This is a genomic window from Klebsiella indica (genome assembly GCF_005860775.1).
Lineage (GTDB): Bacteria > Pseudomonadota > Gammaproteobacteria > Enterobacterales > Enterobacteriaceae > Klebsiella > Klebsiella indica.
Window position 1 is genome coordinate 85,382 of record NZ_VCHQ01000007.1, and the last position, 15,084, is coordinate 100,465.

The 15,084-nt window shown below is 54.9% G+C and carries 12 protein-coding genes; 5 read left to right on the forward strand and 7 right to left on the reverse strand.

Going from position 1 to position 15,084, the window contains the following annotated elements; all coding sequences use genetic code 11:
- Position 1: 1 nt before the first annotated feature.
- The 5 genes from mdtD to yegS all read left to right on the forward strand — a co-directional run bounded on the left by mdtD (position 2) and on the right by yegS (position 6,417).
- Positions 2–1,417, forward strand: a complete 1,416-nt coding sequence (gene mdtD, locus FE839_RS06045) for an MFS transporter (RefSeq protein ID WP_138359940.1) — start codon at positions 2–4, stop codon at positions 1,415–1,417.
- Entirely contained in the window at positions 1,414–2,925 is a 1,512-nt protein-coding gene (gene baeS, locus FE839_RS06050; RefSeq protein ID WP_138359941.1) for an envelope stress sensor histidine kinase BaeS, read from the forward strand. Before mdtD ends, baeS begins: the two co-directional genes overlap by 4 nt.
- Complete coding sequence (gene baeR, locus FE839_RS06055; RefSeq protein ID WP_138359942.1) at positions 2,922–3,644, forward strand: envelope stress response regulator BaeR; 723 nt, start codon at positions 2,922–2,924, stop codon at positions 3,642–3,644. The genes baeS and baeR overlap by 4 nt, the downstream gene beginning before the upstream one ends.
- 274 nt (positions 3,645–3,918) lie before the next feature.
- Positions 3,919–5,289 carry a prephenate-dependent tRNA uridine(34) hydroxylase TrhP gene (gene trhP, locus FE839_RS06060; protein WP_138359943.1) on the forward strand — a complete coding sequence of 457 codons (1,371 nt, stop codon included), beginning with the start codon at positions 3,919–3,921 and terminating at the stop codon, positions 5,287–5,289.
- Positions 5,290–5,523: 234 nt separating this feature from the next.
- Entirely contained in the window at positions 5,524–6,417 is an 894-nt protein-coding gene (gene yegS / locus FE839_RS06065) for a lipid kinase YegS (protein ID WP_138359944.1), read from the forward strand.
- 155 nt (positions 6,418–6,572) lie between these two features.
- Here the strand turns inward: yegS and FE839_RS06070 are convergent, their stop codons facing one another.
- The 7 genes from FE839_RS06070 to dalD form a co-directional block, all read right to left on the reverse strand.
- Positions 6,573–6,899, reverse strand: a complete 327-nt coding sequence (locus tag FE839_RS06070; protein WP_241675612.1) for a hypothetical protein — start codon at positions 6,897–6,899, stop codon at positions 6,573–6,575.
- A gap of 157 nt (positions 6,900–7,056) precedes the next feature.
- Positions 7,057–7,821, reverse strand: coding sequence for a winged helix-turn-helix domain-containing protein (locus FE839_RS06075; protein ID WP_138359946.1), 765 nt, complete (start codon positions 7,819–7,821; stop codon positions 7,057–7,059).
- A gap of 609 nt (positions 7,822–8,430) precedes the next feature.
- Positions 8,431–9,585 carry a mandelate racemase family protein gene (locus FE839_RS06080; RefSeq protein WP_138359947.1) on the reverse strand — a complete coding sequence of 385 codons (1,155 nt, stop codon included), beginning with the start codon at positions 9,583–9,585 and terminating at the stop codon, positions 8,431–8,433.
- Positions 9,586–9,882: 297 nt separating this feature from the next.
- Positions 9,883–10,545 carry an HAD family hydrolase gene (locus tag FE839_RS06085; protein WP_138360045.1) on the reverse strand — a complete coding sequence of 221 codons (663 nt, stop codon included), beginning with the start codon at positions 10,543–10,545 and terminating at the stop codon, positions 9,883–9,885.
- Positions 10,546–10,601: 56 nt separating this feature from the next.
- Entirely contained in the window at positions 10,602–11,879 is a 1,278-nt protein-coding gene (gene dalT / locus FE839_RS06090; RefSeq protein ID WP_138359948.1) for a D-arabinitol transporter, read from the reverse strand.
- Between the two features lie 183 nt (positions 11,880–12,062).
- Positions 12,063–13,532 carry a xylulokinase gene (xylB, locus tag FE839_RS06095; RefSeq protein WP_138359949.1) on the reverse strand — a complete coding sequence of 490 codons (1,470 nt, stop codon included), beginning with the start codon at positions 13,530–13,532 and terminating at the stop codon, positions 12,063–12,065.
- A 9-nt stretch (positions 13,533–13,541) separates the two neighbouring features.
- Positions 13,542–14,909: a D-arabinitol 4-dehydrogenase gene (dalD, locus tag FE839_RS06100; RefSeq protein ID WP_138359950.1), complete on the reverse strand. Its 1,368-nt coding sequence runs from the start codon at positions 14,907–14,909 to the stop codon at positions 13,542–13,544.
- Between the last annotated feature and the right edge of the window lie 175 nt (positions 14,910–15,084).

Genomic DNA, 15,084 nt, shown 5'->3' on the forward strand with positions numbered 1-15,084 from the left:
AATGATCGATTTACCGCCCAACGTACGCTGGCAATTATGGATAGTGGCATTCGGCTTCTTTATGCAGTCTCTGGATACTACTATCGTTAATACCGCCCTCCCCTCAATGGCGAAGAGCCTTGGGGAGAGTCCACTGCATATGCATATGGTTATTGTTTCCTATGTCCTGACGGTGGCGGTGATGCTGCCCGCCAGCGGCTGGCTGGCGGACCGGGTTGGCGTGCGTAATACCTTTTTCAGCGCCATCATCCTGTTTACCATCGGTTCGCTGTTCTGCGCTCAGGCCGCCACGCTCGATCAACTGATACTGTCCCGCGTGTTGCAGGGCGTCGGCGGTGCAATGATGGTCCCCGTTGGCCGTCTGACGGTGTTGAAAATCGTCCCGCGCGAGCAGTATATGGCGGCGATGACCTTCGTAACCTTGCCCGGGCAGATCGGCCCTCTGCTCGGCCCGGCGCTCGGCGGCATTCTGGTGGAGTACGCTTCCTGGCACTGGATCTTCCTGATTAACATTCCGGTCGGCATTGTCGGCGCCATCGCCACGCTCTTCCTGATGCCCAACTACACCATGCAAACTCAGCGCTTTGATATTTTTGGCTTTATTCTGCTGGCGATGGGAATGGCGACCCTGACCCTGGCGCTCGACGGTCAAAAAGGGCTCGGTATCTCCCCACTATGGCTGGCCGTTCTGGTGACGCTCGGCATTGCGGCGATTCTGCTCTATCTGTGGCACGCCCGCGGCAATCTCAACGCGCTATTCAGCCTGAAGCTGTTTGGTAATCGCACTTTCGCCCTCGGACTCGGCGGCAGCTTCGCCGGGCGTATCGGCAGCGGTATGCTGCCGTTTATGACCCCGGTATTTTTGCAGATTGGCCTCGGCTTTACGCCGTTCCATGCCGGTCTGATGATGATCCCGATGGTGCTTGGCAGTATGAGTATGAAACGCATCGTGGTGCAGGTGGTCAATCGCTTTGGCTATCGTCGGGTGCTGGTGGCTTCGACGCTGGGTCTGGCGCTGGTGAGCCTGCTGTTTATGAGCGTCGCGCTTGCGGGCTGGTACTGGCTGTTGCCTCTGGTGCTGTTCCTGCAAGGGATGATTAACTCCAGCCGCTTCTCATCAATGAATACCCTGACCCTGAAGGACCTGCCCTCCGATCTGGCCAGCAGCGGTAACAGCATGCTGTCGATGGTGATGCAGCTGTCGATGAGTATCGGCGTCACCATCGCCGGGATGCTGCTGGGCCTCTACGGCCACCAGCATATCAGCGCCGATGTGGCTACCACACATCAGGTCTTTCTTTATACCTACCTAAGCATGGCGGTGTGTATCGCGCTGCCCGCGCTGATTTTTTCCCACGTACCGAACGATACCACCGTCAATAGCGTGATTCGTCGTCGTAAAAGGAGTGAATCTTGAGGTTCTGGCGTCCCGGTATTACCGGCAAGCTGTTTATTGCGATCCTCGCAACCTGTATCGTGCTGTTAATCAGCATGCACTGGGCGGTGCGTATCAGCTTTGAACGCGGTTTTATCGACTATATTAAGCGCGGAAATGAACAGCGTCTGACCATGCTGGGGGATGCCCTGAGCGAACAGTATGCTCAGCACGGTAACTGGAAATTCCTGCGTAATAACGATCGCTTTATTTTTCAGCTACTGAAAACCTTCGATCGCGACAACGACGATCGTCCTCTGCCGGGGCGCGGTATGCCGCCAGACCCGATGGACGGGCCAGTACCGAACTCCGGCCCACAAAATATGCCGCCGGATATCGTTCCAGGCCCGCCGCCTGATGGCCGTGGGCCCCCGGAACTTCCTCCGCATATCTGGCGCACCATGTTTTGGGTGGTCGATCAAAAAGGGCGTGTACTGGTAGGGCCGCGCGAACCGGTCCCGGAGGAGGGTAGCCGACGCAACATTATGGTCAACGGCGTGCAGGTTGGCGCAGTGATCGCCTCGCCGGTTGAGCGCCTGACGCGTAACACCGACATCAACTTCGACCGCCAGCAGAAACGCACCAGTTGGCTGATTGTCGCCCTCGCCACCCTGCTTACGGCGCTCGCCACCTTCCCGCTGGCACGCGGCCTGCTCGCCCCGGTAAAAAGGCTGGTTGAAGGTACCCACCGTCTGGCCGCCGGGGATTTCTCTACGCGCGTAGCGGCCACCAGCAGCGATGAGCTGGGGCGGCTGGCAAAAGACTTTAACCAGTTGGCCAGCACTCTTGAGCGCAATCAGCGGATGCGCCGGGATCTGATGGCCGATATATCCCATGAGCTTCGTACTCCGCTGGCGGTACTGCGCGGCGAGCTGGAGGCTATCCAGGATGGCGTACGAAAATTCACGCCGGACTCCATCACCTCCCTGCAGGCGGAGGTCGCGACGCTCACCAAACTGGTCGATGATTTACATCAGCTTTCGATGTCTGACGAAGGGGCGCTGGCCTATCAGAAAACCTCAGTGGATATCATCAACCTGCTGGAAATCGCCGCCGGAGCATTCCGCGAACGCTTCGCCAGCCGCGGACTGTCGATCGGCGTGTCGCTGCCGGAAAGCGCGACGGTTTTTGGCGATCGGGATCGCCTGATGCAGTTATTCAATAACCTGCTGGAAAACAGCCTGCGCTATACCGATCGCGGCGGTCGCCTGCAGATCGACGTCAGTCAAAGCGGACACACGCTGGTTATCGACTTTGCCGATAGCGCTCCGGGCGTTACCGATGAACAGCTGGAGCGGCTGGTGGAGCGCTTCTACCGTACCGAAGGATCGCGCAATCGTGCCAGCGGCGGCTCTGGTTTAGGGCTGGCGATTTGCCTTAACATTGTGACGGCCCACGGCGGCACTTTACGTGCCGGCCATTCGCCTTTAGGCGGAGTTAGCATTAAAGTAGAGTTACCTCTGGAACGTCATTTATCGAGGGACGTATGACTGAATTACCTGTTGATGAAAACACGCCACGCATTCTTATCGTGGAAGATGAGCCCAAGCTGGGTCAACTGCTGATCGATTATCTACAGGCGGCAGGCTATGCGCCGACGCTCATTAATCACGGCGATCAGGTTTTACCGTACGTCCGCCAGACGCCGCCGCATATGATCCTGCTGGATCTGATGCTGCCCGGCACCGACGGGCTCACCCTGTGCCGGGAAATCCGCCGCTTCTCTGAAGTGCCGGTGGTGATGGTGACGGCCAAAATTGAAGAGATCGACCGTCTGCTGGGGTTAGAGATCGGTGCTGACGACTATATCTGTAAGCCCTACAGCCCGCGTGAAGTTGTGGCCCGCGTAAAGACCATTCTTCGCCGCTGTAAACCGCGGCGCGACCTGCAGGAACTGGATGCGAAAAGCCCGCTGATTGTCGACGAAGGCCGCTTTCAGGCCTCCTGGCGCGGCAAGTTGCTGGATCTGACGCCTGCGGAGTTCCGCCTGTTGAAGACCCTCTCTCAGGAGCCGGGGAAGGTCTTTTCCCGCGAGCAACTGCTCAACCATCTGTACGATGATTACCGGGTCGTGACCGACCGGACTATCGACAGCCATATCAAGAACCTGCGGCGCAAGCTGGAGTCGCTGGATGCCGATCAGTCGTTTATCCGCGCCGTCTATGGGGTCGGATACCGTTGGGAAGCCGATGCCTGTCGGCTGGCGTAATCACATTGCCGCTTCTGGTTATCTCCCCGGTGGCGCTTACCGGGGATACGGGGTCACCGCCGTCTGAGAAACGGATAACCCGCGGCCGCATCCCCGGCGGCAGACTTTAATTCCCCTATTGTGTCGCGCCCCGGTTCGCTATCCGCTAAAGATAGCCCCTGATATTTACTCCCCCTTCCCGCAGCGCTACAATGCCCGCCCTTAATGTGGGGACACTCCCCAACTCGCCGTACCTGGTGCGGCGGATCTGACCTGTCATCAGAACGAGAAAATCATGTTTAAACCGGAACTCCTTTCCCCGGCGGGAACGCTGAAAAATATGCGTTACGCTTTCGCTTACGGCGCCGATGCCGTCTACGCGGGCCAGCCGCGTTACTCCCTGCGCGTGCGCAATAACGAATTCAACCATGAAAATCTTCAGCTCGGTATCAATGAAGCCCACGCGTTGGGTAAAAAATTCTATGTGGTAGTCAACATCGCGCCGCATAACGCCAAGCTGAAAACCTTTATTCGTGACCTGAAGCCGGTGGTGGAAATGGGGCCGGATGCGCTGATTATGTCCGATCCGGGGTTAATCATGCTGGTACGGGAAAATTTCCCGGCGATGCCGATTCATCTTTCGGTGCAGGCCAATGCCGTTAACTGGGCGACGGTCAAGTTCTGGCAGCAAATGGGGTTGAGCCGGGTCATTCTGTCGCGTGAACTGTCGCTGGATGAAATCGCCGAAATTCGCAGCCAGGTGCCGGATATGGAAATTGAAATTTTCGTTCACGGCGCGCTGTGCATGGCCTATTCCGGTCGCTGCCTGCTCTCCGGCTACATCAATAAGCGTGACCCGAATCAGGGGACCTGCACTAACGCCTGCCGCTGGGAATATAACGTTCAGGAAGGCAAAGAAGACGACGTCGGCAACATCGTGCATAAATACGAGCCGATTCCGGTACAGAACGTCGAGCCGACGCTGGGTATCGGCGCGCCGACCGACCAGGTATTTATGATTGAAGAAGCCAAACGTCCGGGCGAATACATGACCGCGTTTGAAGACGAACACGGCACCTACATCATGAACTCAAAAGATCTGCGCGCCGTTGCGCACGTTGAGCGCCTGACTCAAATGGGCGTCCATTCGCTGAAAATCGAAGGTCGTACCAAATCCTACTACTACTGCGCGCGTACCGCTCAGGTCTACCGCAAAGCCATTGACGACGCAGCCGCAGGCAAACCTTTCGATACCAGCCTGCTGGAAACGCTGGAAGGCCTGGCTCATCGCGGCTACACCGAAGGTTTTCTGCGCCGCCATACCCATGACGATTACCAGAATTACGAGTACGGCTACTCCGTTTCCGGGCGCCAGCAGTTTGTCGGCGAATTCACCGGCGAGCGCCGTGGGGACCTGGCGGCGGTTGCGGTGAGGAACAAATTCTCCCTCGGCGACAGTCTTGAACTGATGACGCCGCAAGGCAACGTCAACTTTACCCTCGAACATATGGAAAACGGTAAAGGCGAAATGACGCCGGTCGCGCCGGGCGATGGCCACACCGTATGGCTGCCTGTTCCGCAGGATATGACGCTACAGTACGCGTTACTGATGCGCAATTTTTCTGGTCAGACAACCAGAAACCCGCACAGTAACTCGTTAATTTAGGTTATTTTTCTCAATGTGAGGATATTAGAAACGGATCACATACCCTTTCCGTCAAAAAAGATATTATCCATTTCGCTGAAAAACATAACCCATAAATGCTAGCTGTACCAGGAACCACCTCCTTAGCCTGCGTAATCTCCCTTACGCGGGCTTATTTTTTATCATCATTCAGGTCTTCACGTTGTTCATGCGGTACACTTTATGCATCTCTGTGCAATAAAGGTTCCCCCGATAATGTCTACGTTTCCAGCCAGCTTACTGATTCTGAACGGCAAAGGCGCCAATGAACCGCAGCTACGCGAAGCGGTCGCACTGTTACGCGATGAAGGTGTCGATATCCACGTCCGCGTCACCTGGGAAAAAGGCGATGCGGCGCGGTTTGTCGATGAAGCCCTGACGCTGAAGGTCGAAACGGTAATTGCCGGCGGTGGCGACGGTACGATCAACGAGGTTGCCACCGCGCTGGTCGCGCGCGGCAGCGAAATGGCGCTGGGGATTTTGCCGCTGGGCACGGCGAATGACTTCGCCACCAGCGTCGGTATCCCGCAGGATCTCGCCAGCGCGTTAAAACTGGCTATCGTTGGCCGCGATGTGGCGATTGATATTGCGCGAGTTAATGGCAAGACCGGTTTTATCAATATGGCCACCGGCGGTTTCGGCACGCGAATTACCACTGAAACCCCGGAAAAATTAAAGGCCGCGCTTGGCGGTGTCTCGTATTTGATTCACGGTCTGATGCGAATGGATACCCTGAAGCCGGATCGCTGTGAAATCCGCGGCGAAAATTTTCACTGGCAGGGCGATGCGCTGGTCATCGGTATCGGCAACGGTCGCCAGGCCGGAGGGGGTCAGCCGTTATGTCCGGAGGCGTTAATCAACGATGGTCTGCTGCATCTGCGTATTTTTACCGGTGAAGAGCTGATTCCCGCGCTATTCAACACCCTTGCCAACCCGGATAACTCCCCGAATCTGATTGACGGCGTCTCCTCATGGTTTGAGATAACCGCCCCGCACGAAATGACGTTTAACCTTGATGGCGAGCCGCTAACGGGAAAACACTTCCGTATGGAACTCTTACCGGCCGCACTGCGCTGCAGGCTGCCGCCAGATTGCGCACTCTTACGTTAGGCCGTCTCCCACAAAAGTGCGTCAGTGCCGTGGGCTGCACATCAAGGCGCGAGCCGTGCAGCCGGACAGGCACAATATGCCCTGCGCCCTCTGACTTGATGACGGGTTATGAACGCGACGACGTCACCCCGACCGGCGACGGGACATAACCGGCTTCAGGTCTCGCAAAACAGTACTGGCGCCCGGCTGGTGTAAAACAATCGGGTTCGTTCATTTATCCGTTGGATATTAAGGTAAAACGGTACCTGCGGCTTGAGGAAAAAAGGCGGCAGGATACGTTTTATCTGCCCCTGCACCTCCTCTTCCGCCTTGCCTGTGCCCGCGGAGATATTTTCCGAACGCATGAAATAGTGCTCACCGTCACGGGTAAAGCTAAACCAGACGCTCTGATTGATAGTAAATGGACGTCCCTCCAGGGGCGTAATTTCCCCTCGCACAATCACCAGCCCGCGGTTACTATCAAATATGTAACGTACTGACACATCCCCCTGGAAATCTGTGTTAAATAATCGCATTTCCCCGCTGCACTGGAAATGATTTTGCTGCCAATATTGCCAGGATTTTATTACTAAAGCGGTTAACAAACTGATAAAAATGATAGCCATTAACCATTTAATGCTATGCAAGCGCATTCTGTACCTACTTAATATAATAACTGGTGAGGCATTGATTATCACGCCATAGACTAAATGGCTGACGGCAGCTTATCACCGAAACGCGGGCCTGCCCCGGATACAGGGTTAAATAAATCCACGGATAGGTTTTACATTCAAAATGGTTAAGATCGCTAAATTTCTCATGTGGATAATGATCGACAACATCATTATTGGCAAAAAAATAACATTGTTGTGACGTTTTCACATTAACCGGTAAATACCGTTGCAGATAAGAATCGAATTCGGTTTGCCAGGCAATAAACCCCATTATCAGGCAACTTAGCAACGCCGCAACCGCCCATATGAGAGGGAATTGCGGCCTCAACCGCTTTTTTTCCGGGGGACTTGCCGTCGCAACCTCCGCAGTAGCCACCGGGATAAGCGGTACCGTTTCCTGTGTGTCCGACGGGGATTCAATAACCGCCAGCTGCGCATCCAGCCTGACGCCGACTCTGGGTACCGTCACAATTATCTCTTGCCCGACGCCCAGTTGCTTAAAAGCACGACGGAGTAAAGAAATATTCTGGTAAAAACAGTTGTTGGTTACCTGCAAGCCATGCTTTATCCACACTTCCTGAAAAAAAGCGTCACGCGCGACTATTTCGCCATCTTGTTGAATTAGCAACAATAAACAACGGCAGGCCGGGATATTCAATAAAACACGCTTCGAATTATCTGGAATAAGTATTAGAGTGCTTCTCTGAGGAATAAAAGCAATTCTTCCATTAATCGTATATGTTTTTTCCATCCTGTTCCCTGAGAATAGTAATCGTTTGGATGAAGGCGGCATAATGCCAGAGTGCAAATGAGATAATTCTTAATACGCAGAAACGCTTTAGGATTATTCGTAAGCGATTTTACTCTATTACGGTGAGGAACTGGAGATGCCTTATGCAGGTTTTCGCTATTACAAGCAAAGTTTAAGTGCATTTACAACACAAAACATGTCAGAACCGAGGAAAAAACTGGATATCCATTCCAGAAAAACCAATAAAAATGAATTATGATTCCACAAATAACAATATAATAAGAATATACTCTCGTTTTAGACCTAAACACCACTTTTACACTATTATACGATACATATAACTATAAATACACTTTATAGGAATTCTTTATCTAAAAATGGCGCATTTCGCAACAGACAATGCGCCACATGAACGAGTACGTGGCCACCTCTCGCGCCATTTCTCGCGTATATTGCCGGCTGGCAGTGACCAGCGTCTGCGTGGTCTCTGCCAGTTCTCCCCCACGAGTAAATAGCCCGGTAAAGCGTATCAGAACGGTGATTTACCGGGGCATGGCTCGCCTGGCTGACTGTAAATTGCGCAAGGATTAGCGAGCAGGTGATATTTAATCAGTCGTGGCTAACGGTATTGGCTTCGATATAGCTAAAATTAATGTCTTCGCCGAGGCCCGGACGCTGTGACAAATGCACCAATCCCTGGTCATCCATCGGGTCGACAATGCTGTTGAGGTACGCGGCGGGCTCATCGTAATCAAGGAACGGATGCAGCAGGCCACGCTCGTACCAGCGGCAGTTGCGGATCGCGCCGACCACCGCCAGGCTTGCCGCCCCATTGCCGTGGACTTCACAGTCCATGCCGAACGACTCCGCCAGCGCCGCCACCTTCATGGTCGGCGCGATCCCGCCGACGCCGTTGGCCCCCGCGCGCAGAATGTCGCAGGCCCCGGCTTTCACCCATTCGGCGCGCATATGGTGCTTACCGCCGAAGCTCTCCGGCCCGACGACAGGAATCGACAGGTTTTCCGCCAGCCAGGCGTAGGAAGACATCGAATCCTCTGCCATCGGCTCTTCAAACCACGCGAAATTCAGCTTTTCCAGCGCCTTACCAATCCACAACGCGTCAGCGCGGCTGTACCAGTGATAGCCGTCAATCATCAACGCGATATCCGGTCCCACCGCTTCACGCACCGCCGCGCAGGCTTTGATATCCATTTTCGGATCCGGCGCAAAGGCGATCGGCGGCATCCAGGTGTGCAGCTTGATGGCCTTATAACCGCGGGCGACCAGCTTTTCAGCGAAGGCCGCATACTCTTCCGGGGTCGACAGACCACCCGGTAAATCATCCCCGCACATCGTGCTGCCGTAGGCCGGAACCGTGTCACGGTAGCCGCCGAGCAGTTTGTAAACCGGCAGGTTAAGCTTGCGGCCAATCAGATCCCACAGCGCCTGCTCGACAAACGACAGCGCGCGCTCGGTCAGTTGATGAGCGCTGCCGCGCTGCCAGTGGTTAAGATCCTGCCAGATGCGCTCGCGATTAAACGGGTCCTGCCCCACCAGCACTTTACGGAAAAAAGTATTCACCACATACGGGCGTACCACTTCCGGCGGCGCGAACGAATAGCCCTGGGCGCCGTCATCGGCGGTGATGGTCAGCATCGCCATTTTCGCCATCCCTTCAGCCCCCGGATGGGAGTGCCCGGCACTGTCGGAAACCCGACGAGTGGGATACTGGAAAATGGTGACATTTACAGATTCAATTTTCATGCTCAGTCCTTATCACAGCCTAATCCGATTCACAGAAAAAATCAGCAAGGCGGTTTTTAATTATTAAAAACATGTTTCATTTATAATCTAAGCACAATTATGCAACAGTTCCTCGGACAATTACCGCTAAGCAGGAGATTAAATTTGGGCATTAGCACAACAGGACGTGATTGTTTTCACAAAAGGGGAGCGAAACGCGAGGACGATCGGCAAGATGAACGAGAGGAGCGTGGGCGCAGAAAAAGGATTAACAGACCGTGTACACCCCGAAATCTCCTGCACCCACAAATGACGAATTTATCCGACCGCTTCCGGTTCAGCGGAGAGAGCATCCAGCAGTTCAGGCAAAGCCTGATAGCGGCCGGCAGCGGCCTGAAAACGGCCATCCAGGCAATCCCCGGCAATAATAATCGTTGGAATACCTGCCGCCCGCGCCGCGCAAAATCCGTTAAAACTATCTTCAATCACCAGGCACTGGCTGGCGCTGAGATTTAGCTTGCGCAGCGTCGTCAGATAGACCGCCGGATGCGGCTTACCGCGAACTTCATCATCCGCGCTGGAAACCACGTCAAAATAGCGCCAAAGAGCGAGTTTATTCAGCACTGCGGAGATAACCTGCCGGGACGATGAGGTGGCGAGCGCAATTTGATACCCCTGCTGGCGAAAATAGCGTAACGCCTCGCGCACGCCGTTCATCGGTTCACCTTCGGCGGCAATCAGATTGGTGATACGCAGCAGTATAGCCTCTTCAATCCGTTCTGGCGCAACATCAAGCTGGCAGTGCTGGCACCAGATGCGGGCAATATCGTCAAGGCGTTTTCCTTTGGTCAGGGTTTCACATTCATCGACGCTCACCGTCGCCCCCCACTTCGCAAGGGTTTCGATTTGCGCCTGTCGCCATAAATATTCGGAATCAATGATTACGCCATCCATGTCAAAAATAACCGCTTTAATACTCATCATCTACCTCAATAAGGCTGGCATAAATACCCTGCCAGCCGCACAACATGACACCATTAAGAGAATTCAACCTGCTCACTGGCGGACGTTTCCTTGTGGCAAAACCCCGGCTGCTCAACGCGAATAAATGCGCAGAGGAAAAAGGCCACCACATACAGTACGGTATAGGCGATCACCACCCCGATGGTGCTGAAGAACGGTAGCAATATCACCGCAATAGCCGGCGCGAGAAAGTTCGACATCCCCGCAGACAAGTTGTAAACCGAAATCGCCGCCCCTTTGTGCTGCGGCTCCAGCGCCGGGAAAACGGCGGCCAGCGGAACAAACGCGGCGACAAAGATCCCCAGCGCGATGGCGGGAATCAGGGCCATCGCAAAACTATGACCAAAATGCTGAGGAATGAAGTAAAACGCCAGGCTGGAGAGCGCCATACCGATGCAGCCAAACCAGCGCACCACTTTCATCCAGCCCAGTTTCTCGCCCAAAATCCCCCACAGGACGTTAGAAAAAATGGTGGTAAAGAAGAAGACCGCCCATACCTGTAGCCATTCAGACGTGGTAAAGCCCAGTTCATCGACAAACATCATCGGCATGATGACCGCAAAGCCGAACAGCGACAGAGTGTTAATAATCCTCACCATGCTCGACAGCAGAATATTACGGTTGGTATAGAGCAGCGTCGCCGCCCGTCCCAGCTCGGAAAACTTCTCACGGGTGGTCAGATTCTGCATATGGCGCGGCGTCTGGATATGGCGCAGAGAGGCCAATGCGATGACGCCGCCAGTCACGCAGAAGGCCAGCGCCAGCCACAACGTCCCTAACTCGCCGATATGCGGAATGGTAAAGCTCGGAATATAGCTGCCGAACACGCCGATGCCGATGGAGTAAACCGCCCAGAACCAGCCGATCGCCGAACTGGCATTATCACTTTTCACATTATGGATAATGGCCACGATAAACGAGTAGAGGAACAGCGGATACGCGAAGCCGCGGATGCCGTAGAAGACCAGGATCAACGCATAATTCGCATGGCCGAGCCCGAACACCAGAAACAGCACATGGAACACGCACCACATTACGAAGCCAATCATCATGGTCTTAAGCGGGGTAATGATTTCCGCCACAACGCCGGAAATCCACGCCGACAGCGCGGCGGCCAGTCCGTACAGTGTAAACGCAAATGAAGCCTCTGCCGGGGTGAAGCCGAGCTCTTTGATATAGTGCGACAGAAATGCCAGTTCGAAACCGTCGCCGGTCATAAACACGGCAATGGCGACATATCCCCAGAACAGATTCAGGGGTAAACCGAGCCATTGTTTATTATTTACGGACATAATGACCTCGTTTTCAGGATACAGGAAACCGCTCCGGTGAATTCACCGGAGGGCTGTTCTGCCCGCCATAATTCAAACCGCAGTTGCGTTGCCTTCCTTGCTCACGCCAGTCACTGACTTATGTCAGCGCCTGGCGATTCACTGCGCCGCCTTGCTGCAATTCGGATTATTTAGGGTAGGTGATTAAAATGCATGCTGACGAAAGTTCAGGTCGTTGACATACAACGCATTGAACTGTGCGTAGCGCTGCATCAGGGTTTGATGGCGAACCGGGTCTGCGTACCAGGTCTGCCAGACTTCCGGTTTTTCGCAAACGCTGGCGAGCGGTTTGCCTGCTGCCAGACAAGCCAGCCGCGCCGCGCCCAATGCGCCGCCGGTCTCCCCGCCTTTGTGGGTCACCACCGGTATATTGAGGATATCGGCCAGCAATTGCGCCCAGAACGGACTGCGGGCGCCACCGCCAACCAGCGAACAGCGATCGATCTGCGTACCGCTCTCTTTCAGCACCCGCAGACCGTCGTTGATGCCGAAACTCACGCCCTCCAGCACCGCGTAGCCAAGCTGGGCGCGCTGGCTGGAGTGGCTCATTCCCCAGAACATGCCGCGCGCTTCGGGATCGTTATGCGGCGTGCGTTCGCCGGAGAGATAAGGTAAGAAGAACGGCGCACTGGCTTTCTGTTCCTCGCTAAGCTCGGCAATCTCCTCCAGCAACGCGATTTCTGTCGTACTGGTCAGGCGACAGAACCATTGCAGACAGCTTGCGGCGCTGAGCATCACGCTCATCTGATGCCACAGATTCGGCAGCACGTGACAAAACGCATGAACCGCCGACTGCGGGGCCGGGCGGTAAGCGTCGGTCACCACAAACAGCACCCCGGATGTGCCAAGCGAAATAAACGCATCCCCCGGTGAGACCGCCCCGACGCCAATGGCGCTGACCGCGTTATCGCCGCCGCCTCCTGCCACCACGACCGAAGCGTTCAGCCCCCAGCGCCCGGCAACCTGCGGATCAAGCGTGGCGGAAACCTCGCAACCTTCCACCAGCGTCGGCATATGGCGACGCGACAGGCCGCATTTATTCAGCAGAGAATCAGACCAGTCGCGTTTTGCCACATCCAGCCACAACGTGCCGGCAGCATCCGACATATCGGACACTTTTTTCCCCGTCATCCGGTAGCGCAGATAATCTTTTGGCAGCAGAACCGTGGCAGTACGTTTAAAATTTTGCGGCTCATGGCGACGTACCCACAGCAGTTTCGGGGCGGTAAAGCCCGGCATCGCCAGGTTTCCCGCGACCTGGTGCAGTTCCGGCGCTATCTCTTCCAGTTCCGCACACTCCTGCGCGCAGCGGGTGTCGTTCCACAGAATTGCCGGGCGAATCACCTCGCCATCGGCATCCAGCAGCACCGCGCCGTGCATCTGCCCGGAAAGGCCAATAGCCTTAATCGCCGGCCAGTGCTGAGCGCATTTCTCCCGCAGTGTGGTGATCAGGTACTCTGTCGCCTCCCACCAGGCTTGCGGCGACTGTTCTGACCAGTGCGGATGGGGCCGTTGAATACTCAATGGCGCGCTATGGCTGGCGATCACCTCATTGTTTTCATCAATGACCAGCGCTTTGACTTCCGATGTGCCCAGATCGATACCGAGATACATAGCCACCTCTTAGTTAATCAGCATATAAACGGAAGCGATCTTCTCGCGCATCAGCGTCAGGAAATCGCTATTGCCGGCCAGTTCGCCAAACAGCGCTTTATCGCGGGCATAGAGCGCGACCGGATCGTGAGCTTCAAACATTTCATGCACCGCCTGTTCGTCGAGGATCCCATCCTGGTACTGATACGGCAGCGTTCCCTTATGCCACTGTTCCATAAAGACAAAGAACAGCGCGGGCAGCATGGCGGTCGCTTCCGGGCGAACGCCCCGGCGGTAGCACTCCTGTAAGGTTGGCGTGATCATCGCCGGAATTTTCGAGAAACCATCGGCGGCAACGCGCTGGTTGGTATCCTGAATATACGGGTTGGTAAAGCGCTTGAGCACTACATCGCGATAGGCTGGCAGATCGATGCCGTTATCACCGAGGCACGGAATGACATCTTCCGTGACGTAGCGGTCAGCTATGGCATAGATAAAATCAGTTAAGGTGCTTTCATGAATATATTGCTGGCCGATTAACGTTCCCGCCCAGGCGATACAGCTGTGTGACGCGTTAAGAATACGGATTTTCGCCTCTTCATAAGGGATCACCGACGCCACCATTTCCACGCCAACCGCGTCCAGATTCGGGCGCTCAGCGCGGAAGTTGTTTTCCACCACCCACTGAATAAAGGTTTCGCCCATCACCGGCGCCTTGTCATCAATCCCGGTTTGCGCTTTGATGCGTGCGGGCAGGTCAGCCGCCGGGCGCGGAGTAATGCGATCCACCATGGTATTCGGGCAGGTGGTGTTGGCAGCCATCCAGTCAATCACCGCCTGTTTGCCGGTTAACTGCAGGAACTCAACCATACCGTCGTGGAAACGTTCACCGTTGTGACGCACGTTATCGCAGTTCAGCAGGGTGAGCGGCCCGGCGTTGTCCGCCATGCGTTTTTCCAGAATCCGCGCGATGGTGCCGTAAATCGTCTGGCAACCCCCTTGCAAATCAGCCATTAAATCAGCGTTGCTGGTTTCCAGTTTGTGACCGGTATTCAGGTAGTACCCCCCTTCCGTCACGGTAAAGGCGATAACTTTCGTCTGCGGGTTCGCCCCCTCGTTAATCAGCGGCTGCAGTCCGGCCTGCCACGGCAGCAGTTTTTGAATGGAAGTGATTTCTTCATATTCGCGTTCCCCTTCCGGGCTGACGGTCTCCAGCACGTAGCGTCCATCCTGCGCAGTCAGTGCCTGAACAACCTGCTCGGCGTCGTTGCGAATATTTCCCGCCGCGATATGCCAGCGTTTATCTCCGGAAGCAATCAGCCGGTGCAGATACCACGCCTGATGAGCGCGGTGAAAAGAACCCAGACCAATGTGAAGCCATGTGAATTGATTGTTCATGTTCTGCTCTCCTTGAGTTGATGGCGTCACTGTAATTGATCATTTGACCTATTTAAGAGCTATAGATCACAAAAGAGCAATTGACCAATAAAATTTCAAATGATCAAAATTGAGCAAAAGCTTGCCAGTTATGCCAGCCACGGCGAGAATGCGGTTATTGCCAGGAGAATTTATT